The organism is Clostridium estertheticum (genome assembly GCF_018861295.1).
GTDB classification, from domain to species: domain Bacteria; phylum Bacillota; class Clostridia; order Clostridiales; family Clostridiaceae; genus Clostridium_AD; species Clostridium_AD estertheticum_D.
This window is the reverse complement of record NZ_JAHLDM010000028.1, coordinates 1-22,751: the sequence shown is the minus strand read 5'-3', so window position 1 is coordinate 22,751 and position 22,751 is coordinate 1. Positions and strand designations below refer to the sequence as shown.

General features: G+C 32.4%; 27 protein-coding genes, 8 tRNA genes and 1 pseudogene. 29 read left to right on the top strand and 7 right to left on the bottom strand.

Going from position 1 to position 22,751, the window contains the following annotated elements; translation table 11 throughout:
- Positions 1–35: 35 nt before the first annotated feature.
- Complete coding sequence (locus KPL54_RS21090) at positions 36–1,322, top strand: adenylosuccinate synthase (protein ID WP_216108495.1); 1,287 nt, start codon at positions 36–38, stop codon at positions 1,320–1,322.
- A gap of 250 nt (positions 1,323–1,572) precedes the next feature.
- Positions 1,573–1,758 carry a DUF1858 domain-containing protein gene (locus KPL54_RS21085; RefSeq protein ID WP_071614767.1) on the top strand — a complete coding sequence of 62 codons (186 nt, stop codon included), beginning with the start codon at positions 1,573–1,575 and terminating at the stop codon, positions 1,756–1,758.
- A gap of 40 nt (positions 1,759–1,798) precedes the next feature.
- On the opposite strand, the gene KPL54_RS21080 is transcribed toward KPL54_RS21085, so the two are convergent.
- Positions 1,799–2,392, bottom strand: a complete 594-nt coding sequence (locus tag KPL54_RS21080) for an ECF transporter S component (RefSeq protein ID WP_216108494.1) — start codon at positions 2,390–2,392, stop codon at positions 1,799–1,801.
- A 274-nt stretch (positions 2,393–2,666) separates the two neighbouring features.
- Between KPL54_RS21080 and KPL54_RS21075 the strand changes: the two genes are divergently transcribed.
- Together KPL54_RS21075 and KPL54_RS21070 are read left to right on the top strand one after the other, a co-directional pair.
- Complete coding sequence (locus KPL54_RS21075) at positions 2,667–3,416, top strand: acyl-[acyl-carrier-protein] thioesterase (protein ID WP_216108493.1); 750 nt, start codon at positions 2,667–2,669, stop codon at positions 3,414–3,416.
- A 62-nt stretch (positions 3,417–3,478) separates the two neighbouring features.
- Complete coding sequence (locus KPL54_RS21070; protein ID WP_216108492.1) at positions 3,479–3,664, top strand: hypothetical protein; 186 nt, start codon at positions 3,479–3,481, stop codon at positions 3,662–3,664.
- Positions 3,665–3,983: 319 nt separating this feature from the next.
- Here KPL54_RS21070 and KPL54_RS21065 read toward each other — a convergent pair whose 3' ends face one another.
- Positions 3,984–5,213 carry an NAD(P)/FAD-dependent oxidoreductase gene (locus KPL54_RS21065; protein WP_216108491.1) on the bottom strand — a complete coding sequence of 410 codons (1,230 nt, stop codon included), beginning with the start codon at positions 5,211–5,213 and terminating at the stop codon, positions 3,984–3,986.
- Between the two features lie 337 nt (positions 5,214–5,550).
- Here KPL54_RS21065 and KPL54_RS21060 point away from each other — a divergent pair.
- The 8 genes from KPL54_RS21060 (at position 5,551) to KPL54_RS21025 (ending at position 6,223) form a co-directional block, all read left to right on the top strand.
- Positions 5,551–5,625: transfer RNA gene (locus KPL54_RS21060), tRNA-Glu, on the top strand.
- 13 nt (positions 5,626–5,638) lie between these two features.
- Positions 5,639–5,714, top strand: a tRNA-Val gene (locus KPL54_RS21055).
- 5 nt (positions 5,715–5,719) lie between these two features.
- A tRNA-Asp gene (locus KPL54_RS21050) sits at positions 5,720–5,796 on the top strand.
- 9 nt (positions 5,797–5,805) lie between these two features.
- Positions 5,806–5,880, top strand: a tRNA-Thr gene (locus KPL54_RS21045).
- A gap of 15 nt (positions 5,881–5,895) precedes the next feature.
- Positions 5,896–5,970, top strand: a tRNA-Glu gene (locus KPL54_RS21040).
- A gap of 13 nt (positions 5,971–5,983) precedes the next feature.
- A tRNA-Val gene (locus KPL54_RS21035) sits at positions 5,984–6,059 on the top strand.
- Between the two features lie 5 nt (positions 6,060–6,064).
- Positions 6,065–6,141, top strand: a tRNA-Asp gene (locus KPL54_RS21030).
- 7 nt (positions 6,142–6,148) lie between these two features.
- A tRNA-Thr gene (locus KPL54_RS21025) sits at positions 6,149–6,223 on the top strand.
- 158 nt (positions 6,224–6,381) lie between these two features.
- Here the strand turns inward: KPL54_RS21025 and KPL54_RS21020 are convergent.
- Entirely contained in the window at positions 6,382–7,362 is a 981-nt protein-coding gene (locus KPL54_RS21020) for an ATP-binding protein (protein ID WP_216108490.1), read from the bottom strand.
- The gene (locus KPL54_RS21015) at positions 7,355–8,341 is read right to left on the bottom strand and encodes a DnaD domain protein (RefSeq protein WP_216108489.1); all 987 of its coding nucleotides are present in this window, start codon (positions 8,339–8,341) and stop codon (positions 7,355–7,357) included. Before KPL54_RS21015 ends, KPL54_RS21020 begins: the two co-directional genes overlap by 8 nt.
- A 358-nt stretch (positions 8,342–8,699) precedes the next feature.
- On the opposite strand from KPL54_RS21015, the gene KPL54_RS26880 reads away from it, so the two are divergent.
- The 5 genes from KPL54_RS26880 to KPL54_RS20995 all read left to right on the top strand — a co-directional run bounded on the left by KPL54_RS26880 (position 8,700) and on the right by KPL54_RS20995 (position 11,052).
- On the top strand, positions 8,700–8,792 hold the full coding sequence (locus KPL54_RS26880; protein WP_268038605.1) for a hypothetical protein: 93 nt from the start codon (positions 8,700–8,702) through the stop codon (positions 8,790–8,792).
- Between the two features lie 76 nt (positions 8,793–8,868).
- A complete protein-coding gene (locus KPL54_RS26610) occupies positions 8,869–8,994 on the top strand; it encodes a hypothetical protein (protein ID WP_268038606.1) in 126 nt (41 codons plus the stop codon).
- 264 nt (positions 8,995–9,258) lie between these two features.
- Complete coding sequence (locus tag KPL54_RS21005; protein WP_216108488.1) at positions 9,259–9,921, top strand: hypothetical protein; 663 nt, start codon at positions 9,259–9,261, stop codon at positions 9,919–9,921.
- A gap of 55 nt (positions 9,922–9,976) precedes the next feature.
- Entirely contained in the window at positions 9,977–10,636 is a 660-nt protein-coding gene (locus tag KPL54_RS21000; protein WP_216108487.1) for an NAD(P)/FAD-dependent oxidoreductase, read from the top strand.
- Positions 10,637–10,815: 179 nt separating this feature from the next.
- Positions 10,816–11,052 carry a hypothetical protein gene (locus KPL54_RS20995; protein WP_216108486.1) on the top strand — a complete coding sequence of 79 codons (237 nt, stop codon included), beginning with the start codon at positions 10,816–10,818 and terminating at the stop codon, positions 11,050–11,052.
- A 298-nt stretch (positions 11,053–11,350) separates the two neighbouring features.
- Here the strand turns inward: KPL54_RS20995 and KPL54_RS20990 are convergent, their stop codons facing one another.
- Positions 11,351–11,995 carry an undecaprenyl diphosphate synthase family protein gene (locus KPL54_RS20990; protein WP_216108485.1) on the bottom strand — a complete coding sequence of 215 codons (645 nt, stop codon included), beginning with the start codon at positions 11,993–11,995 and terminating at the stop codon, positions 11,351–11,353.
- Between the two features lie 307 nt (positions 11,996–12,302).
- Here KPL54_RS20990 and KPL54_RS20985 point away from each other — a divergent pair, with 307 nt between their 5' ends.
- Positions 12,303–12,617, top strand: coding sequence for a demethoxyubiquinone hydroxylase family protein (locus KPL54_RS20985; RefSeq protein WP_216108484.1), 315 nt, complete (start codon positions 12,303–12,305; stop codon positions 12,615–12,617).
- A gap of 85 nt (positions 12,618–12,702) precedes the next feature.
- Here the strand turns inward: KPL54_RS20985 and KPL54_RS20980 are convergent, their stop codons facing one another.
- Positions 12,703–13,350 (bottom strand): tRNA-uridine aminocarboxypropyltransferase, encoded by a 648-nt coding sequence (locus KPL54_RS20980; protein ID WP_216108483.1) that lies wholly within the window; start codon positions 13,348–13,350, stop codon positions 12,703–12,705.
- A gap of 32 nt (positions 13,351–13,382) precedes the next feature.
- A pseudogene (locus KPL54_RS26875) lies at positions 13,383–13,723 on the bottom strand (tryptophan-rich sensory protein).
- Between the two features lie 150 nt (positions 13,724–13,873).
- Here KPL54_RS26875 and KPL54_RS20970 point away from each other — a divergent pair.
- The 11 genes from KPL54_RS20970 to KPL54_RS20920 all read left to right on the top strand — a co-directional run.
- Positions 13,874–14,947 (top strand): NAD(P)H-dependent flavin oxidoreductase, encoded by a 1,074-nt coding sequence (locus KPL54_RS20970; RefSeq protein WP_216108482.1) that lies wholly within the window; start codon positions 13,874–13,876, stop codon positions 14,945–14,947.
- A gap of 147 nt (positions 14,948–15,094) precedes the next feature.
- Positions 15,095–15,547, top strand: coding sequence for a MarR family winged helix-turn-helix transcriptional regulator (locus KPL54_RS20965; RefSeq protein WP_171298966.1), 453 nt, complete (start codon positions 15,095–15,097; stop codon positions 15,545–15,547).
- Between the two features lie 18 nt (positions 15,548–15,565).
- Positions 15,566–16,549, top strand: coding sequence for a beta-ketoacyl-ACP synthase III (locus tag KPL54_RS20960; protein ID WP_216108481.1), 984 nt, complete (start codon positions 15,566–15,568; stop codon positions 16,547–16,549).
- Between the two features lie 20 nt (positions 16,550–16,569).
- Complete coding sequence (gene acpP, locus KPL54_RS20955; protein WP_071614750.1) at positions 16,570–16,800, top strand: acyl carrier protein; 231 nt, start codon at positions 16,570–16,572, stop codon at positions 16,798–16,800.
- Between the two features lie 173 nt (positions 16,801–16,973).
- Positions 16,974–17,906: an enoyl-[acyl-carrier-protein] reductase FabK gene (fabK, locus tag KPL54_RS20950; protein WP_216108480.1), complete on the top strand. Its 933-nt coding sequence runs from the start codon at positions 16,974–16,976 to the stop codon at positions 17,904–17,906.
- Between the two features lie 88 nt (positions 17,907–17,994).
- On the top strand, positions 17,995–18,930 hold the full coding sequence (gene fabD / locus KPL54_RS20945) for an ACP S-malonyltransferase (RefSeq protein WP_216108479.1): 936 nt from the start codon (positions 17,995–17,997) through the stop codon (positions 18,928–18,930).
- A 51-nt stretch (positions 18,931–18,981) separates the two neighbouring features.
- Positions 18,982–19,722: a 3-oxoacyl-[acyl-carrier-protein] reductase gene (gene fabG, locus KPL54_RS20940; RefSeq protein ID WP_253203656.1), complete on the top strand. Its 741-nt coding sequence runs from the start codon at positions 18,982–18,984 to the stop codon at positions 19,720–19,722.
- 52 nt (positions 19,723–19,774) lie between these two features.
- Positions 19,775–21,016, top strand: coding sequence for a beta-ketoacyl-ACP synthase II (fabF, locus tag KPL54_RS20935; protein ID WP_216108477.1), 1,242 nt, complete (start codon positions 19,775–19,777; stop codon positions 21,014–21,016).
- A gap of 2 nt (positions 21,017–21,018) precedes the next feature.
- A complete protein-coding gene (accB, locus tag KPL54_RS20930; protein ID WP_216108476.1) occupies positions 21,019–21,528 on the top strand; it encodes an acetyl-CoA carboxylase biotin carboxyl carrier protein in 510 nt (169 codons plus the stop codon).
- 68 nt (positions 21,529–21,596) lie between these two features.
- Complete coding sequence (gene fabZ / locus KPL54_RS20925; RefSeq protein ID WP_216108475.1) at positions 21,597–22,052, top strand: 3-hydroxyacyl-ACP dehydratase FabZ; 456 nt, start codon at positions 21,597–21,599, stop codon at positions 22,050–22,052.
- A 51-nt stretch (positions 22,053–22,103) separates the two neighbouring features.
- Positions 22,104–22,751: biotin carboxylase N-terminal domain-containing protein (locus tag KPL54_RS20920; protein WP_216108474.1), on the top strand; the 648-nt coding region annotated here is incomplete at its 3' end.

Below are 22,751 nucleotides of genomic sequence, written 5' to 3'. Positions count from 1 at the left end.
ATTTATTGCGAATTGAAAGAAAGCGAGGAATTTATATGTCAGCATTTATTGTTTTAGGGGCCCAGTGGGGTGATGAAGGTAAAGGTAAGATGACAGATTATCTTGCGCAGGGAGCAGACGTTGTAGTCAGGTTCCAAGGCGGAAACAATGCAGGTCATACTGTTGTTGTAGGAGATAAGGAATACAAACTTCACTTAATACCATCAGGAATACTATACAAAAATAAATTGAATGTAATAGGTAATGGTGTTGTTGTAGATCCAGAAGCTTTATTTAAAGAAATTGACTATCTACAAGATTTAGGTGAGAATATAACACCTGAAAGACTAATGATTAGTGATAGATCACAGGTTATAATGCCTTACCATAAAGAGTTAGATAATTTATATGAGATAGCCAGAGGTAAAAATGATATTGGAACTACCAAAAAAGGTATAGGCCCTTGTTACACTGATAAATTTGAACGAAGTGGAATTAGAGTTTGTGACTTAATGAAAAAAGATGTTCTAAAAGAAAAACTTAAAACTAATCTAACAATTAAGAATGATATAATAACAAAAGTTTTGGGTGGAAAAGCTTTAGATTTTGATACAATATATACACAGTATTTAGAGTATGCAGATAGAATGAGACCATATGTCAAAGATATATCAGTTAAAGTTTATGATTCAATAAAAGCTGAAAAAAATGTTTTATTTGAAGGAGCACAAGGTACTTTACTTGATATAGATTATGGTTCATATCCTTTTGTAACTTCATCAAACACTATTGCAGGTGGAGTTTGTGTTGGAGCAGGAATAGGGCCTACTATGATTACAAGTGTCGTAGGAGTAGCTAAGGCTTACACTACAAGAGTAGGAAAAGGACCATTTCCAACAGAACTTGAGGATGAAACGGGAGAATGGATTCGCGAAAAAGGATTTGAATTTGGTGTAACAACAGGTAGAGCAAGAAGATGTGGATGGCTTGATCTTGTTATATTAAAATCTGCAGCAAGAGTTTCTGGAATCACTAGTTTTGCTGTAACAAAAATAGATACTTTAGCAGGACTTAAAAAAATCAAAATTTGCGTAGGATATAAATTTGAGGGTAGTATTATAGATTATTTCCCAGCAAGTCTTGAGGATTTAGCTATGTGCGTGCCTATATATGAAGAATTTGATGGTTGGGACACAAGTATAGCAGATGCAAGAAGTTATGAAGAGCTTCCTGAAAATGCTAAAATATACTTAAAGAGAATCGAAGAGTTTACAGGAGTTAAAGTTTCAATAGTTTCAGTAGGTCCTAAAAGAGATCAAACAATGGTATTAACTGAAATATAGTATATAAATACTATATTAAATTGTTTTATACTCATGTATGTTTTTTATATTATAGGAAAATATAAATAATATAGAAAATATGCATGAGGTATACAAATTGGTACTAAAGATTAAAAAAGTGCGTACTAGTAAAGTTTAAGTATATAGAATACAATGAGAATGAGAATTAAAGTTAGTGAATATTTTTATTTATTAACTAGTCAAATTCTGATATAATTATTTCAAACTAAAATAAAGTGAGGTATATAATATGAAAATAACTAAGGATATGACAATAGGCGAAGTTGTAAGACAAAAACCAGAATCAGTTCAAGTATTAATGAACTTTGGAATGGGTTGTGTTGGATGCCCTTCAGCACAAGCTGAAACATTAGAAGAAGCATCAATGGTTCATGGTCTTAATTTAGAAGAATTAATGACTGCAATAAACGCATAAAAAAATTAAGACACTTAGCAAATGCTAAGTGTCTTGTTTTTTAATTTTTTCTTATTTTTTTAATGGCCACTATAACAGGAATGGTAATTATGGTAGCTATGATGGCTTCTGGAACGCCATTTATTATAGCAATGCCATAAATAGTTTTTGCAGCAATAGAAGGATCTATGCCCTTAGAAACGGCAAATTTAGCTGCGTATAAAATGTATACCATAGTTAAAACCCCAAATGTGTTAGTTAAAGAACCGATTACGGTAGCAAGTCCAATTCTTAGGTTTTCATTTTTACCAAAGCTTAGTTTATAAACATAGTACGAAGTAAGACCAATAAGAACCCTTGGTAATACAGATACTAAAGGATTTATAAAAGCAAAAGATAATATATTGGGGGCAGTTATGTTTTGTATAATACTAAAAACACCAAATATTAAACCAATGGTCATTCCAACTATAGGGCCACCTATAATTGAACCTATAATAACCGGAATATGCATTATAGTAGCTTTGGCACCAGGAAGTGGAATAAAACCATATCCAGTTAATCCAAGTACTACACAAACAGCTGATAGCATACCAATGGTTGTAAGTTCACTTGTTTTTATTTTTCTAATTTTAATAGAGTTGTTATTAATCATGTGTTCCCTCCGCTCTTATTCCATAAGGATATAAGTCGACCTATTCATAATCCTTATTTATAGTTCAGTTTCATAACGAATACTGACAACAATATTTTATCACTTATTTCATAACAATTACATAGATAAATAAAAATTTATCAAAGTTTATATTTATATTAACTTATTATCTGATATTTAAGCAGTTTATTTTGATATAATCTAAGTATAAAAAAATTATTAATAACAAAATTATTAGATATTATGTACTTATAAAAAATATAGGGGTGATATGATGAGTAAAATTCCAGTGGTTACAAGCAGAGAGTATAACATTCATTATTATGAAGTAGATATACAAAAAAGAGTTCTGATTACAAGTATAATGAATTATCTAGGAGATATGGCAATGTATCAAAGCGAAACTTTGGGAGTTGGAATAGACTACCTTAAAGACAACAAAATGGCCTGGGTCTTATATAAATGGGATATAGCAATTAAGTCTTACCCAATTCTTAACGAAACTATAAAGGTGGAGACATTTGCACATTCTTTTAAAAAATTTTATGCAGATAGAAAATATGATATCTTTGATGGTAAAGGAAATAAAATAGGACATGCTGATTCAATTTGGATTTTAATAAACACAGATACAAGAAGACCAATAAGAGTTACAAAAGAATTATATGAAGTTTATGGTATAGAGGATAGTCCCAATACATTAAAAAACATTGAGAATATATTATCAATGAATGAAGTGGATAATGAGAAAAGCTTTCAGGTAAGATACAGTGATATTGATACAAATATGCACGTAAATAACGTTAAATATGCAGCCTGGGCAATAGAGACAATACCTGAGGACATAATATTAAATAAAGAACTTAAAAATATTAAGGTGACTTACATAAAGGAAACAAAATACGGTGAAATCATAAAAGTAAGCACGCAGGTTATAAAAGAAGTTGATAAAACAATATGTAGACATAGAATCATAAACGAAGAGGGTGTTGAGCTTACTCTTTTGGAAAGTATCTGGGTATAGTAAATTAGAATTACTTTTTTTAGAATTAACGAAAGTATATATTGCTTAAGAAGGGGAAATAAATGAAACTTATTAAGGCAAAATGGATTATAACAATTATTGGGATTATGATGATAGTATTTAGCTGGATACATTATGGAAAATTCAATATAACCATGGGGGTATTATGTATAACTTTAGTTTTAATATTTATGATGTGGCATTATTCTGATAAGTCTGAAACAAAAGACCATGAAAATAAAAAATAATGTAAAGATATTCATAACTGATTTTAACCTGTGTAATAGTTAATTATAAATTATAAATTATATATTTTTATTATATTATGCTAACAAAAGTAGAGGTTGATAAGAATGCATTTGAATGTGCCTTAGTAATTCTTAATTAATTTTATGGAAAGATGCGTTAAGAAAAGTGCTTGTTTGAGCGTTAGCGAGTTTGCACTTTTTAGTAGCTTTCCATAAAATTAATTTAGAATCACTTGGCTAAGTGAAGCATTCAAGCAACCTCTACTTTTAGTTATAGCATAATATATGAAAAACCTTCGAAATTAATTAGAAAAAAAATCTATTTGGAAGCATTTCTTCCTGCAACAGCACCAGAACTCCATGCCCATTGAAGGTTAAAACCACCACAGTCTCCATCAACATCTAATATTTCACCTGCAAAAAACAGGCCCTTTATAATATTAGATTCTAGAGTTTGAGGGTTAATTTCTTTTGTATTAATACCTCCTGCAGTAACTTGAGCATTTGAAAAAGAATTAGTGCCCGATACTTCAAATTGCCAATGTTTAAGCAAACCATAAATAGCTTCTTTTTCTATTAGAGCTAAATCGCGACAAGCTTTATGCATATCTTCTATTTTGGCTTCTTTTAAAATTATTGGAATAAGTTTCTTGTGAATTATGCCAATAAATGAATCACAAAGGTCGCGACTTTCAAATAATGACCAATGTTTGTTTAAAAATTTTGGTAGATCTTCACGGCTAATATTTGGTAACATGTCAATTTTTAAAGAAACTTTATTACTTTTAGATAAGCCATAAGCTGCAGTCCTGCTAAGTTGAAGTATTGGAGGGCCAGAAATGCCATAGTCTGTAAAGAGTATTTCTCCAAATTCCTTTTGAATACATAAACCATTTATAAATATTTCTCCATAGCCATCAAATTTCACTCCAGATAAAGCTTTTAACCTACTATAGTTTAATTTAAGCTGTACAAGGGCAGGTACTTGAGGAAGCACATCGTGGCCTAATTGCCTTGCTAATGTATATCCAGAGCCGTCAGAACCTGTTTTAGGAGCGCATTTGCCACCAGCAGCAAGAATCAACCTGTCACATTCATATATACTATTATCTGAGCTATAAATTTTAAAACCCTTCTTTGCTTTAGTGATTTCCTTAACTTTGGTATTTGTATAGACCGGAATATTTTTTTCGTCTAGAGAAAATCTTAATATATCAAGAACTGAGGATGCCTGCATAGACATAGGGAACATTTTACCTCCATCTACAGTTACCAAAGGTATGCCCAAAGAAGCGAAAAAATCTATAGTATCTGCTGCAGAAAAAGAATTTAGTGTATCAGCAAAGAAACCAGGATTATCACTGTGGTATCTATCATTATTTATATTAATATTACTAATATTACATCTACCATTACCGGTAGTTAATATTTTTTTGCCAATTCTGTCGCTTCCTTCGATTATCGCTACATCTATACCAGAATCCTTAGCTATAAGAGCAGCTGTTAGACCGGAAGCGCCTCCGCCAACTATTATAAGAGTATGTTTCAAGAAAATCTCTCCCTTCGAGAAAAAATTATGTTTATAATATAAATTGTTTGATTATAATTTTACCCTAAAATGAGTAAGATGAACATGGATTTCATATAATTTCATATAAAATCATAAAGTATGTCTAGAATTTAGTAGTGAATAGTAATATATCAAAAAAAAATATAAAATTTATTTAAAGCTTAAACCGTTGAATTTGCTAGAGTTATATACTATATTAAAAAAAAAGAATGAAAAAAACAAGAAAATATGTTGACACATTAAGAAAAATTAGGTATTATAGTTTATGTCGGGTTGCGAGACCCAACTACATAATTAATAAAGTGACAACGACTATGGCTCCTTGGTCAAGCGGTTAAGACACCACCCTTTCACGGTGGTAACAGGGGTTCAATTCCCCTAGGAGTCACCACCAAAACATATATGGGAGCATAGCTCAGCTGGGAGAGCATCTGCCTTACAAGCAGAGGGTCACAGGTTCGAACCCTGTTGTTCCCACCATATATGGCTCAGTAGCTCAGTTGGTTAGAGTGCTGCCCTGTCACGGCAGAGGTCGAGGGTCCGAGTCCCTTCTGAGTCGCCATTTTTATTAGCTAGCATGGCTCAACGGTAGAGCAGCTGACTTGTAATCAGCAGGTTGTAGGTTCAATTCCTATTGCTAGCTCCATTTAAAATTTAATAAGGCTCCTTGGTCAAGCGGTTAAGACACCACCCTTTCACGGTGGTAACAGGGGTTCAATTCCCCTAGGAGTCACCACCAAAACATATATGGGAGCATAGCTCAGCTGGGAGAGCATCTGCCTTACAAGCAGAGGGTCACAGGTTCGAACCCTGTTGTTCCCACCATATATGGCTCAGTAGCTCAGTTGGTTAGAGTGCTGCCCTGTCACGGCAGAGGTCGAGGGTCCGAGTCCCTTCTGAGTCGCCATATTTTTGCTAGCATGGCTCAACGGTAGAGCAGCTGACTTGTAATCAGCAGGTTGTAGGTTCAATTCCTATTGCTAGCTCCAAAAAAGTTCTAAACTAATGTTTAGAACTTTTTTTAATTCACTGAAAAATCATTAGATTTTATCGTCATTTCAGAAAAGTGCATAATAATAGAAAGTACATATTACTGCAAATGCATTTGCAGTAATATGTACTTTCTATTATTAATTATATTTTAATACTATTTTAATTTACTTAAGTTTTCCTTTATTCTTATATCATCTCCAAAGAATTTGCAAGCAGTAAAATTGCCAAATAATCTAGAAGTTACCCTTTCTGCATAAGTTTTAAGTAAACTTTCAAGAGATAAATTAGTAGATACTACCATCTTCTTTTGTTTTAATAACTTAGTATTAAGCAAGTTAAACAGTTCAGCTTTATTAAAATCTGAAAGCTGCTCCGTACCTAAATCATCGATAATAAGTAAGTCACAATCTATTAGTAATTCTTCTAAAGCACTATTGTTATTAAATCTAATATCTTTTAAAGCCCTTATTAATTCCTCAGCCGTCCTATATACTACAAAGGAACCTTTATCAATTAATTCTTTTGTAATACAATGAGACAGAAATGTTTTTCCTGTTCCAGAACTCCCGTAAAATAATAAATTTTCATCAGTAGTGTCGAAGTTTTTCAAAAAGCTCATAGATATAGATAAAATCTTTTCCATGTTCTTTTTTGGAGATATTGATTCAAGTTCACTTTTCCTAGAAGGATAATAATCCAATTTAAAGTTATCAAAATTATGAGTTTTGAGCATGCTTTTTAATTCAGATCCAGTATAATAAACATCTACTACTTTTTGTTTAAAGCAAGAGCATTTAGTGTTTCCAATAAATCCGGTATCGCGGCATTTATTACATCTATAATGTAAATTAAGGTACTCCATGTCAAAGCCATTAGAGACTAATAGTTCAGATTTTTTTACCCTTAGATCCATTATTTTTTCTTTTAAGTCATGCAAATGGCTTTCTCTATTATCAGTATTCTTCAGGGCGCTAATAGATAATTCGATACATAATTTACCTATTTTTTTATCTAATCCAATAATTTCAGGATGAGTTTCTTCTATATGAATTTTTCTTTTCCTAAAGTCAGACTCTTCTTCTTGTCTTATTTGATCATATATACTTAATATCTTGGTTTGATAACCTTTAATCATTTTTATCCCATCCTAGTAATTTTTTTTCTAGTTCATCAAAGTCGTAAGCTCTCTGTTCATAATCATTAAAGCTACCTTTAGCAGGTTTACCACCAGCAGTATTACGTTTGTTAGTAAGTGCATGTTTTTTATCTTTCTTTTCTATGTCCTGAAGCGAGTTTATGCCGTCTTTAAACCAACTATTTAGAATCCCGTCAATATATTTAAAATCAGCTCTGTTAAGTCTATCAAAACAAATATCGCAAGCTTTAAATATAATTTCGAGAGAAAATTTATAAACATTTATCCATTTATCTAGTATTTGTTCTTGAGGTTTCATTATTTCGGGAGCTTTAATCCCTAGATAATTTAATATTTTTCTAATATTTATCCATTTATCCTCATGTTTCTTTATATAAGATTGGGCATCTTCAATATTTTTAATATCTGCATCATGCCATGCAATGGCAATGGTTTCAATGTACCTATAATCAACTTTACCTTTTGATACGCAGTATTGAATTAATAGAAGTATTAATTCTGGGGGAAAATTATAATCTTTTTGCCAGCTTAGGTACATTGTCATTTCTTTTGGTGATAATGGTTTGGCTAATAGTTTTTCAATATCCTGTAGCATGCCCTTTATTGAGGAGTTGGTTAATTCTTCGAGTAAATTTATACTTTGTATATTCTCATTTGGAACATCTAAAAGGTCTAAAAATTCAATATTAAAATTACCCATATTATCGATTGGAGTCATTTTAATTATGGTTTCATCATTCCAGTAGTTCCAAGCATTAACAACATCCGTTTCTAGAAGTCCAAGAGTATTTGCGATTACCGAAGATGTAGCACCTATTTCTCCAGATGCACAATACTTTAGTCCGAGAAGATAAACTTTAACAAATTCTCCTCTAGCTCTAGGCATAAACTTATCTATAAAAATATTACTCACAGGAGTATATTTATAATTTTCATTTTTAAACATGAAAGTGCTCATAAAGTCACTACCTTCCTTTTTATATTTTAGATGTTAGTATTCTAACATCTAAAATTAAGTTTATCTATATAATGTAGATAATAAATTATATAGTATATTTTAATCTATAAAAATTTTATTATTCAACCTATAGTATACCATATAGTTAAAAATATAAATAAAAGAATATTTGAATAATATTTAATTTATGGTACAAAAGGGTATATTAAGCAAGTGGTATAGGAGGTATAATATTGAATGGTTTGAGACTAAAAAAGCGTTATCTATGTGCTAATTACAACAATGGTGAGGGTATAGAAACCTCATATGCGTATTGTAGTGCTATTGTAGTAAAAAAGGTGATATAGTAAAGAAAGGCATGAAAATAGGAGAGGTAGGAAGTACGGGACACATTACAGGACCACATTCGCGTTTTGAGGTAATTGTAGATGGAGAATCTACAATTACTTAAAAATATATAAGGTGAAAATAAATATATGAATAAAATTTCATTAAAAGTAAAAAATACTTTATAAAGGAGTGATTTTATGCCATATAAAGAAATGAGTACACCGGCTAAAGAAAAGGATAATAAACCCAAAAAACCAGAAACCATTGGGGCGTCTGATATGAAAAAGGCGAAACGTAAATCAGCAATAAGAGCCGATAAATAATTAAATTTCTTCCAGAATTCTAAAGGGTATTAAAGCGTAATAAAACATAATTAACAGCTTTTTAAAAAATGAGTGGTAGGGAGGGCATTAAATGCTCTCTTTATTTTTTTAGATTAAATCATCTCCTGGGTCGCTACAACAGATAATAATTAAATTAAAGAATTATCTAAAATGGTAACATAGGTTACAGTAAGTTTAGCCTATATAAAGTATTATTGAGCTATAGATTTGTAGATTAAAAAAATTAGTATTGGAGGAATAATAATGAGCGCTTTTTTAGCACCTATTCACACATGGGTATTTAGTAAAATTTTATTAGCAGAGGACTTAGAGTTAAAATTAAAAAAAGTATATATAGATAAATACGGTGATAATGCAAAGGATGTTATTGAAAGATCACTAGCTTACGGTAGTCCAATAGACATAAGCAAAAGTATAGAGGATATAATTGATGTATCTAATATACATGGGTGGCTTTCGGATAAAATTGAAAAAGTTGAAACGAGAATAGCATTTATAATAACAGAAATGATTAAGAAGAATGAAAAAGAAGCAGAAGTTATTGCACATGAATGTTTTATAAAGCAAGGTAAAACAGTCGGTGAGATGTCAAGAGCAAAGGAAATGCCGGGAAGCCCAGAAGAAGTATTTAATGCACTTAATAATTATCTATTAGAAGGTATGCCTTGTGATAGAGTAACAAGGCCTATAAAATCGGAAGAGGATATATTTGAATGGGAAACTACAAGTTGTATTCATAAAATTTATTGGGAAACGGTAAATGGGGACGTAAATATATTTTATAACCTTAGACATGAATGGACTAAAGCATTTGTTGAAAATTCAAATGATGAATATACGTATAATTTCATTAAAGGGATAGGGCATAATGGTATAATTGGAGTAAATCAAATTATAAGAAAGTAAATGTGGAGAGGGATATAATAATTGTTAAGCTCTCCATGGAATAGGAGGTAATTTAATGGAACCTAAACATGCGGTACTTCAAAAGGTAAGAGATGGGAAAAGAACTTATGGTGTAACACCTCATATTCCAGGAGGGTTTATAACTCCGAAGCAGCTTTCGAAAATAGCTAGTGTTGCGCAAAAATACAAAGGTGTATTAAAGATGACCTCGGGTCAGAGAATTGCAATATTAGGGCTTGATTGCGAAGATGTTTCAAAGGTATGGGAAGAATTAGGTATGAGTCCAGCTGTTAAATCTCTAAACTCTGTAAAAAATGTCCATATGTGTCCAGCGGCTTTTTGTAAAAGAGCAAAACAGAATTCCCTTAAAATTGGAATGCTTTTAGATAAGCGTTACCATGGTATGGAGATGCCTTGTAGAACAAAAATTGGGGTAGCTGGTTGCAAAAATGCTTGCACTAGTGTTTATTCTAGGGATTTAGGTGTAATTGGTGATAAAGAGGGATACATGATAGTAGCTGGTGGTAGTGGTGGATTTACGCCTAGAGTTGCGGATATTATTGCAGAAAAATTAACTGAGGATCAAGTGTTAATTTTGATTGATACTTTGATAACGTATTATAAGGATAAAGGAAACATGGGAGAAAAATTAGGCGATTTTATAACGAGAATAGGACTAGAAAAATTTAAAGAGGATACACTAGCTGTTCTGTAATCATAGCTTTAAAAATCATATTAAAAACGCTTAATAGGCGTTTTTGTTTTTTTTGAGAATAAATATTATATTTTTTATAAATACTATATTATCATCTCATCTAAAAATTGTTTTTAAAGATTAGAAAGTATATATGAACTATAAGTGGAGAGTCTAATATTCGAGAGGAGTGATGAATTTTGAGAGGCATGAAGGGAAGAGAATTAGGCGAGGGAAAATGCGAAAAACTTAAAGCTGGGTTAGATAGATATGTAAAAATCGGGGACATAGAAAGTAAGTTAGTAAACATTCCAACAATAGTTACGGGAATTAACGATGATGGGACAATAAGGCAAGAAGAAATTCAGTCCTACGCATATGAGGTAGTTGATCGAAATAATAAGGTTAATATTGCAGCGACCCAGGAGATGGTTTAATTAGGGCACAGAGCATATAACTAAAAATATGATTTATATATATTTAGTTATGTGCCTTAGTTTATAATTTAAATTTATTAGAGGTTACAATAAACAATTACTTTCTTTCTTTTGTTGTAAATTTACAACAAGCTATCCCGGATGATTGTTTTACTAGTATGGAAGGTAAATTTGGAGATTTGAAACCATAAAGTTTACAGCCTTTGGGGAAAGCTGGATCCCAAGTAATATAGTAATATATACATTTACAACAATTTGTCTTTTCGATTACCATAAGAACTCCTTTGAGAAAATAAAATTAACCACCAAGGGTTACATCTTGCTGATCATACCAATTTAAGGCGTTAGTTAAATGTTCTGGTTTAAAATCAGGCCAAAAGTCATCTATAGCATAAAAGTCAGAATAAATGGACTGTATTGGTAAGAAACCGCTAAGACGCATTCTACCACCCCAACGAATGATTAAATCTACTCTAGAAATATCTTTAGTTTTGATACAATTCAATATATTGCTTCTTTTACTACTTTTGTTTTGATCAAGATTACTCAGATCCCATTCCCAGCCATAGTTCACTAGGAAATTTATCCTTATACCGCCCTTGCCAAAGGTTTTACGTGAGGTGAAAGGAATTAGTTCTTTTGGAAACATAGGGGAGTCGCTATTTCCTACTACTAATAAATCTGCATCTTGTGTACTTAAAAGTTTTACAGCATCGACACAAGCTTTAGCAAAGGCCTCTCTTTGTATTGCTGGCCTTTTTGTATTATCGGTAGTAAAACCGAAATAAGTTATTTCTTTTACACCTGCATTTTTGCAAAGTTTATACAAAGATAGACCAGGATCTAATCCATAAGTATATCCTTTGTCCTTAGGTAAACCATTATTTACGGACCATCTTCTATTTCCATCAGGAATTATTCCGATATGATTCGGTATTCTCATATTACCACCCTTTAATTACGAATTTTTATAACCTATGAATCATATTATATCCAATATTGCTACATTAATCCATAATATTTATAGAACAACTAATAATTTGATCTCATAAAGTCTGGAGGATAACATGGTTTTTGGCAAAAATTTCAGGATATACAACATATTTTATTATGTTATATTCCTAGATATTATGCACTATAAAAAATACAAGAATACGCATTTTCATCTTAAATAGGACCAAACTTATAAATGAATAAAATATCATGATGATGCTAAAAATATATTTAAGATTAAAAAGGAGGAATAAACTATGGCTTTACTCGGAGATCCATTCATTGCAAATGTACCAAGACAAATGTCAAATGATGAGCTTGCACAAGCAATTCGTGTTGATATTTCAGGTGAACTTGAGGCTATTATAGGTTATGAAGCTCATTCGATGTCTACATCTGATGAAAGAGTTAAAAAAATTTTAAATCACATTGCAGATGAAGAAAGAAGGCACGTTGGGGAGCTTCAAGAAATTTTGTATATGTTATCTCCAAAGGATTCACAATTCATGGAGGAAGGTAAACAAAAAATTAAAGACCAGCAATCTCAAAATTTTCAGCAACCGATTCAGTAATTTTGATTGTTATATTATTCGTTTTTAATATGGATATTTTAGATATTAAAAAAAATTGAAGATGCCATACTTTTGGATGGCATCTTCAATTTTTATTAGAAGTTATAAGTTTGTGACCACTTAAGCCTGCCTTATAGCTTTTTAAAAATAAATTATAAAAATCATTTATTACTTGTGAATACTTCTCATCACCACTTATAGTTAGTACCTCTATTGCAGTTTCTATTGTACATAAATTGCCATCCTTTGCACCTCTTCTTAAATCATATATAGACTTAAAGTTTGGTTCTAATGAAATAATTGGCAGGTTTTCTAAATAGGAACTTTTCCTAAGTATTTTTCGTGCTTCCTTCCATGTACCGTCTATGATAATAAAGGCAGGAATTTTCCCTGCACTTTTATATTCAAGTTTTGGGCACTTTGTTTGATTATTTTCTATGGGGAAAAGCAAAAATGGTTCATATATATCATTATTTAAGTTTGTTATTAATTTTTCTGGTATTTTTGTTCTTTCCCAAAGAAAAAGTTCGGTAGAATGTGGATTTATGAGTTTTAATAGTCTCGCAGTATTAGAAGGTCTATAAAATTCTTTCTCTGTAGATAAAATCCAAAATTTTGAGGATGTTTTTATCTTAGGTGCTGTAGAACAGAGGCAATTTATAATAGGCAGCCCACATTGATTACAACTGTCATACAAACTGGTTATTTGTTTTATTTTATAATCTGAGTTCATATTTCCTCCTAAGTAATTAATCATAAAAATTTTTAATTAAGCATCCATATAGTATAATTTAAAACTCCAGCAAATGATACCCAAGCAATATATGGAATCATAAGATAAGTTGCGGATTTATCAATCTTATAAAATTCAAAAGTAGTTAAAAGAATAAATACTAATAATAGAAGTAATTCTAAAAAAGCAATAGCGTATAGTCTAAACCTGAAAATATAATAGACCAAAGAAAATTTAAAAATAATTGAAAACCATATAAAATCAATGATTTTTTTACATCACCCCTGGATTTTACGACCATCCAAATTCTATAAGAGTTTTGTATAATTGCTAGTGATATTAGGAAAAGTAAATTCATACCGTAAACTACTATAAAAACTAAAAAGAATGGAAATGAAAAACTTTGTTATTAAAAAACATTTGAATTAGTTGTAAGATACTTTTATCTTGACATGGAATATAAAAATATATATACTTTGACTATCAAACTAGTTGAAAATCTAAGCAAAGGGAGAGGATAATTATGAAGTTACCTCCTTTAAAAATTGGAGAATTAATAGCACGTATTCCTATAATTCAAGGTGGTATGGGAGTGGGAGTATCTTTATCAAAGCTCGCATCATCTGTCGCAAATGAGGGTGGAATTGGGATAATATCTACTGCCCAAATTGGATTTAATGAAGAAGACTTTGCAACTAATGCAAAGGAAGCAAACAAAAGAGCATTAAGAAATGAAATTAGGCGAGCTAAAGAATTAAGTCCTAAAGGTATAATTGGGATAAACATTATGGTAGCTATGAATAATTATGAAGAGCTAACAACGGTAGCTTTAGAAGAAGGTATAGATTTAATAATATCTGGTGCAGGACTTGCACTTGATTTACCGAAAATAGCCAAAGGATTTAAAACAAAACTTGCACCTATAGTATCATCAGCAAAGGCAGCTATAGTTATATCAAAAATGTGGGATAGAAAAAACAAGTGTGCCGCAGATTTAATTGTTGTTGAAGGCCCAGAGGCTGGCGGTCATCTTGGTTTCTCTTTGGAATCGCTACTTGAGAAGAAAGCCCAAGATTTAAAGCAAATAGTTAAAGAAGTTATAGAGGCAATTAAACCTTTCGAAGAGAAATATAATAAAAAAATTCCTGTAGTAGCCGCTGGTGGAGTCTATACTGGTACTGATATTTCAGAATTAATGAAAATAGGTGCAGCTGGGGTACAAATGGCTACTAGATTTGTGGCGACGTATGAATGTGATGCTAGTTTAGCATTTAAAATGGCATATATTAATTCAAAAGAAGGAGACATAAAGATAGTAAAAAGTCCGGTAGGTATGCCTGGACGTGCCATTAACAATAATTTCATGAAAGTTGTAGAGGAAAAGGGTTGCAAAGTAAGTAAGTGTTATTTGTGCATTAAGAAATGTGATCCTAAAACTACACCGTATTGTATTACAGAAGCACTTATACAAGCGGTAAGAGGGAACTTAGATAATGGTCTTATTTTCGTTGGAAGTAATGCTTACCGTGTAAATAAAATTGTGACAGTTAAGGAACTTATGACTGAACTTGTGGAAGAAGCAGAACGTGATTTTTAGTTTCTTATAGACAAAAACACAATGTAAAAATTTTCATATTAATGGTAAAAATATTGACAAATTACAACTCCATAGATATACTTTGAGTATCAAAGTACATGAAAATATAAGTATATGGAAATCAACGCATGGGAAATGGTGGTAAATATGAGCAGATCTGTTGGAGTTGTAAATGAACTTTTAGTAGAGACCTTTAGTGACATATCTCAGATAGAACAGAGGGCACTTAAAGAAGGGGTTCTTAAGGACATATCTGTAACGGAAGTACATACTATTGATGCAATTGGAATGTATGAACACAGAACTATGTCCGAGGTCGCTCAGGATCTTAGAATAACGGTAGGGACACTTACAACCGCTATTAACAAACTTCTTAAAAAAGGGTATGTTGATAGAAAAAGGGGAGAAGAAGATAGAAGATCAGTAATGATCACACTTACCAGAAAAGGAAAACTTGCCTACAGAATACATGATAGGTTTCATTCTAATATGGTACATGCAACTATCGATGGTCTAAACGAAGAAGAGGAAGAGGTATTAATAAAATCTCTTGAAAAATTAAATGATTTCTTCAAAAATAAATATAGATTAGAATATTAAGGAAGTGGGAGTTAAGCAATGAATGAAGTACAAATAATTGGGACGGGAAGTTATGCGCCTCTAAACATAATGACTAATCATGAGTTATCAAAAATTGTAGATACTTCTGATGAATGGATAGTTTCTATGACAGGTATTAAGCAGAGACATATATCTACAGGAGAAAATACTTCAGATTTAGCTACAAAAGCAGCCAGTGAAGCATTAGTGGATGCAAATATTAAAGCTGAAGATATAGACTTGATTATTGTTGCAAGTACTTCTCCAGATCAATTTGTACCAGCAACTGCATGTATAGTTCAAGGAAATATTGGAGCAGTTAATGCCATGGCTTTTGACATATCAGCAGCATGTACAGGGTTTATATTTGCCCTTAATATAGCAATGCAATTTCTTAAAACAGGTCAGCGAAAAAGAGCACTAATAATAGGGGCTGATGTATTATCAAAAATAGTTGATTGGACAGACAGAAACACTTGTATTTTATTTGGTGACGGAGCAGGGGCAGCGGTACTTGAAGCAGGAAGTGTTAGAGGAATAATTTCTGTAAATTCAGCTTCAGAAGGTCAAAAGGGGAAATTTTTGACATGTCCAACTGTAGATGTGAAAAATACATATACAAAAGGAAATGAAAATTTTAAAGCAACAATAGGTATGGATGGAAAAGAAATTTTTAAATTTGCAGTAAAAACTATTGCAAGTAGCATAAGTAGAATCTTAAATGAAAATAATTACACACTTGATGATATTAAGTATGTAGTTTGTCATCAAGCAAATTTTAGAATAATAGAATTTGTTGTTAGAAAATTGAAGGCTGATAAAGATAAATTTTTCGTCAATTTAGATAAGTACGGAAATACTTCAGCAGCAAGTATAGCCATAGCAATGGACGAAATGAATAAGGAAAATTTACTTACAGCTGGAGATAAAATTATACTTGTAGGCTTTGGTGGTGGATTAACCTACGGAGCTTCATTAATAGAATGGACAATGAATAAATAAAATCTTAGGAGGAATTAATAATGGTATTTGAAAAAGTTAAAAGTGTAATAGTTGAACAATTAGGAATAGACGAAGCAGAGGTTAAAATGGAGGCCAAATTTGCAGATGATTTAGGTGTAGATTCTCTTGAAATTTTTGAAATTGTTATGTCACTCGAAGAAGCATTTGAAATTGAAATACCAAATGAGGATATAGAAAATATTAAAGATGTACAGGGAATTGTTAAATATATAGAACAAAAACTTAAATAATATAAATTAAGAGTTAGATGATTGGAGAGCTGAACTACTAAGTATAAAAATTTAGTTTTATTCAGTATATTAAAAAGTATATATTACGTGAAATGTAGTTGTAGTAATATGTACTTTTTTTCTGTAATTATCTGACTTTAACTATATGTTTTAAGGAATCAAGGAGGGGTAAAATGTTTAATTCCGTATTTTTTAAAGAGTTAGGTGTAAAGTATCCAATAATACAAGGTGGTATGGCTTGGGTTGCGGATAGTAGTTTAGCATCTGCAGTATCTAATGCAGGAGGTCTCGGTATTATAGCGGCGGCCAATGCACCAACAGATTATATAAGGGATGAAATTAGAAAAGCTAAGAAGTTAACAGATAAATCTTTTGGCGTTAATATAATGCTTTTAAGTGATAATGCAGAAGAAATTGCACATCTTGTATGTGAAGAAGGTGTTAAGGTAGTTACTACGGGAGCGGGAAATCCAGGTAAATATATGGAACTTTGGAAGTCACATGGGATTAAAGTAATACCAGTAGTGGCTTCTGTTGCATTAGCAAAGCGTATGGAGAGAGCAGGAGCAGATGCAGTTATCGCAGAAGGTTGTGAATCTGGCGGACATATTGGTGAACTTACAACTATGGCACTAGTTCCTCAAGTTGTTGATGCGGTTAGTATTCCGGTAATTGCGGCAGGTGGCATAGGCGATGGACGAGGAGTTGCAGCAGTATTTATGCTTGGTGTACAAGGAGTTCAAGTAGGAACAAGGTTCCTAGTAGCAAATGAATGTACAATACATGAGAATTATAAAAAGAAGATACTAGGTGCGAAGGATATAGATTCAGTAGTTACAGGAAGACCTACAGGACACCCTGTTAGGGTTTTAAAAAATAAATTATCGAGAAAATTCCAGAAACTTGAGAAAGAAAATGCTTCAATAAAGGATTTAGAGGAACTTGGACGAGGATGTTTACAAAGGGCAGTACAAGAAGGCGACATAGAGATGGGATCTATTCTTGCAGGACAAATTGCGGGTCTTGTAAAAAAAGAACAAAGTTGCAAGGAAATTATCGAAGAAATGTTTACGCAAGCAGAAGAAGCTATTATAAAATTTAGATAAAATAATAATATTTCATATAGATTAAAGCCATAATATTCGGAGACGTAGCAACGACTAGCTCTGAAAGTGATGATTAAGGAGATAAATTATGAGCAAAATTGCTTTTATTTTTCCGGGACAGGGAGCCCAATATATTGGTATGGGCAAGGAATTATTTGAAAATATAGAGGAATGCAAAAATATATTTAATATAGCAGATAAAGAACTTAATTTTGAATTAAGTAAACTTTGTTTTGAAGGTGAAATTGAGGAGTTAAATATTACAGAAAATACTCAGCCCGCTATTTTAACTGTTAGCATAGCAGCACTTATGGCATTACAAAAACATGGTATAAAGTGCGATGTGACTGCAGGACTTAGTCTTGGAGAGTACTCAGCACTTGTTTGTAGTGGAGCTATGGATTTTAAAGATGCTGTAAAGCTTGTTAAAAAGCGAGGTAGATTTATGCAAGAGGCGGTGCCTGTAGGAATAGGTACTATGGCTGCGATTATTGGACTTGAGGCTTCTTTAGTTGAAGAAGCATGTAACGAGGCAAAAGCTTCTGGGATAGTTGAAATTGCAAATTTGAATTGCCCAGGACAAATAGTAATTGCCGGGGAAATAGCAGCGGTAGAACTTGCATGTGAAAAAGCTAAGGAAAAAGGTGCTAAACGAGCTATAGTTTTATCTGTAAGTGCACCATTTCACTCGTCTATGCTAAAGCCGGCAGCGGAGAAGTTAGAGATCGAACTAAAAAATATAAGTTTTAATGATATGACTATTCCATTAATGACGAATGTAAATGGTGATTATGTAAAAAATAAAGATGATATCAAAGATAATTTAAGACTTCAAGTTATGAGTTCTGTTTTATGGGAGACAATTATTAAAAGAATGATAAAAGATGGTGTTGATACTTTTGTAGAGATAGGACCTGGGAAAGTGTTAAGTGGTTTTGTTAAGAAAATAGATAGAAAACTTAAAATTGTTAATATTGAAGATATGGATTCATTAAATAAAGCAGTAGAATTGCTTAAAAGATAGGATCAATTAAAATCTAGGGTCATTATGAAAGATGTAAAGGAGCGAGAATTGATGTTAAAAGGTAAAACAGCAGTGGTTACAGGGGCTAGTCGTGGTATTGGAAGAGCTATAGCATTAAAGCTTGCAAAAGATGGAGCAAATGTAGTTGTTAATTATAGAAATAGCGTTGACGCAGTGCAGAAAGTAGTTAAAGAAATAGAAGCTTTAGGAGTCAAGGTACTCGCAATTCAAGCTGATATAAGTAGTTATACTGATGTAGAAAACATGATAAAAAAATCTGTTGAAGAATTTGGAAGCATAGATATTCTAGTTAATAATGCAGGTATAACAAAAGATGGTCTTTTGATGAGAATGAAAGAAGCGGATTTTGATAGTGTTATAGATATTAATCTAAAAGGTGCTTTTAATTGCACAAGGCATGTAGCGGCTATAATGCTTAAGCAAAGAAGTGGGAGAATAATAAATATATCTTCAGTTTCTGGGCTTACAGGAAATGCAGGGCAGGTAAATTATTCAGCTGCAAAGGCTGGTATAATAGGAATGACAAAGTCTGTAGCTAAAGAATTTGGAAGTAGAGGAGTTACTTGCAATGCAGTAGCGCCAGGATATATTCAAACTGATATGACTGAAGATTTGCCAGCTAAAGTAAAAGATACTATAATGGGCACTATTCCATTAAAGAGACTTGGAAGGCCAGAAGATGTTGCAAATGTAGTAGCATTTTTAGCAACAGACGAAGCGGCATATATAACGGGTCAAGTTATAAATGTAGATGGCGGAATGGTAATGTAGCGTCTAAAGATGATTCATCACCTTAAGGTGATGATAAAGGAGGATTTACTTTATGAAAAATAGAGTCGTTATAACAGGTATGGGAGCAGTTACTCCTATAGGAAATGATGTAAATAGTTTTTGGGATAATATAAAAAAAGGAACTTGCGGCATAGATGTAATTAAAGCTTTTGATATTACGGATTTTAAATGTAAACTGGCTGCAGAGGTTAAAGATTTTGATGTAACGGTAGCGCTTGGCATTAGAGAAGCTAGAAAAATGGATATGTATTGTCAGTATGCAATGGTTGCAGCGAAAGAAGCGGTTGAAAACTCTGGACTAGTTTTAGAAAACGAGGACAGTGAAAAAATAGGAGTAATAGTTGGTTCAGGTATTGGTGGAATAGGTACTATTGAGAGAGAACATGCAAAGCTTTTAGAAAAAGGACCAGGTAGAGTGACACCTTACTTAATACCTATGATAATAGGTAATATGGCAGCTGGTAACATTGCAATAAAATATGGTGCTAAAGGTATGTGTTATAGTGTAGTTACTGCTTGCGCTACGGGAACAAATGCAATCGGAGATGCTTTTCATTTAATTCAAGATGGTAGAGCAGATATAATAATAGCTGGAGGTTCAGAGGCGTCTATAAGTCCACTTGCTTTAGCTGGTTTTGCATCACTAACAGCTTTAAGCAAAAGTGAAGATCCTCTAAGAGCATCGATTCCTTTTGATAAAGAGAGAAATGGTTTTATTATGGGAGATGGTGCAGGTATTGTTATACTCGAATCTTTAGAGCATGCTACGATGAGAAATGCTAAAATATACGCAGAGGTTAGTGGTTATGGATCAACTTGTGATGCATATCACATAACTTCACCAGCACCAGATGGAGAAGGGGCTGCAAGATCAATGGTAATGGCACTTAAAGATGCTAATATTAACCCAGAAGAAGTGTCTTACATTAATGCGCATGGAACAAGCACTCCATATAATGACAAATTTGAAACAACAGCTGTAAAATCTGCTTTTGGAGAATATGCTTATAAAATACCTATGAGTTCAACAAAGTCTATGACAGGACACCTTCTTGGAGCATCAGGAGCAATAGAGGCTATAGTATGTGTAAAAGCTTTAGAAGAAGGTTTTGTGCCAGCAACTATAGGGTATAAAGTACCGGATGAAGATTGTGATTTGGATATCGTTCCAAATGTAGGCCGAAAACAGCAGCTTAAATATGCAATGTCTAATTCTTTTGGATTTGGTGGTCATGATGCTACTATATTATTAAAAAAATGGGATGGTAGATAACTATGGATTATAAAAATATTCAAGATTTAATAAAAACTGTTAGTGATTCACAAATCACTTGTTTTGAAATTGAAACAGAGGGTATTAGGATAAAGATGGAGAAAAAAGAAGCACAGGTGGTAGTAGAAGGAATTCCTGCAAATGTTACACATATAGAGGCAGCTACTCATGAACCATTGAATGGGGAAAATATAGAAATGCAGGAAGTGCATGCAGAAAAAATAGAAGATGATGTTTCTAAAAATACAGTGAATACAATACCTGATGAAAACATATTTATAGTTAAATCACCTATTGTTGGAACTATGTATACTTCTCCAAGCGCTGAATCAAAGAACTTTGTGAAAGTTGGATCTATTGTTAAAGTGGGAGATACACTTTGTATATTAGAAGCTATGAAGCTTATGAATGAAATTGAAAGCGAAGTAGACGGAGAAGTTTTAGAAGTATTAGTTTCTAATGAAGATATGGTAGAGTACGGTCAACCATTATTTAAAATAATAAAGAAATAGTGTATAAAAGGTAATTTAAAATCGACATTTATCTATTGACCTAATAATGCAGGATGTGGAGGATTAACATGGAAAATATAGAACCTATAAAAGGTATTACTTTAGATGTAAAACAAATTCAAAAAATTATTCCTCATAGATACCCATTTTTATTTGTGGATAAAGTAGAGGAATTAGAACCAGGAAAAAGAGCGGTTGGGTATAAGAATATTACTATGAATGAGTACTTTTTTCAAGGCCATTTCCCGGAGGAGCCTATACTTCCCGGAGTAATTATTATTGAGGCTCTTGCACAAGTTGGTGCGGTTGCTCTTTTAAGTATGGAAGAGTATAAAGGTAAAATTGCTTATTTTGGTGGTATTAACAAAGCAAAATTCAAGAGAAAAGTTGTTCCAGGAGATGTACTTAAGCTTGAGGTAGAGATAATTAAAATGAAGGGACCTGTTGGAATAGGTCTTGGAATAGCGACAGTAAATGGAGTAAAGGCAGCACAAGCTGAAATTACGTTTGCGGTAGGTATTTAAAAAATTTAAACACTTTAGTAAATAAATTTAAGTATGGGGAAGGTAAACAATATGTTTAAGAAGATATTAATTGCTAATAGAGGCGAGATAGCGGTAAGAATAATTCGGGCATGTAATGAAATGGGTATCCAAACTGTGGCAGTATATTCCGAGGTTGATAAGGAAGCTCTTCATACTCAGATGGCAGATGAGGCTATATGTATTGGACCTGCTAAATCTAAGGATAGTTATCTAAATATGCAAAATATATTAAGTGCTACAGTTCTTACAGGTGCGGAAGCGATCCATCCTGGTTATGGATTTTTATCTGAAAATAGTAAGTTCGCTCAAATGTGTGAGGAATGTAATATAAAATATATAGGACCTAATTCACAAAATATTGATAACATGGGCAACAAATTAAAGGCAAGAGAAATTATGATAAAAGCTGGAGTGCCTGTTGTTCCTGGATCAGATGGAGAAATTGCCTCTGAAACAGATGCTTTAGAATCAGCTGAGAAAATAGGATATCCTGTAATGATAAAGGCTTCAGCAGGAGGCGGCGGACGAGGTATAAGAGTTGTTAGCAAAGTAGAAGATCTCGCATCCGCATTTAATACTGCGAAAATCGAGGCGGAAACTAATTTTGGTGATGGAACAATGTATATGGAAAAATTTATAGAAGAACCAAGGCATATAGAGTTTCAAATACTCGCAGAT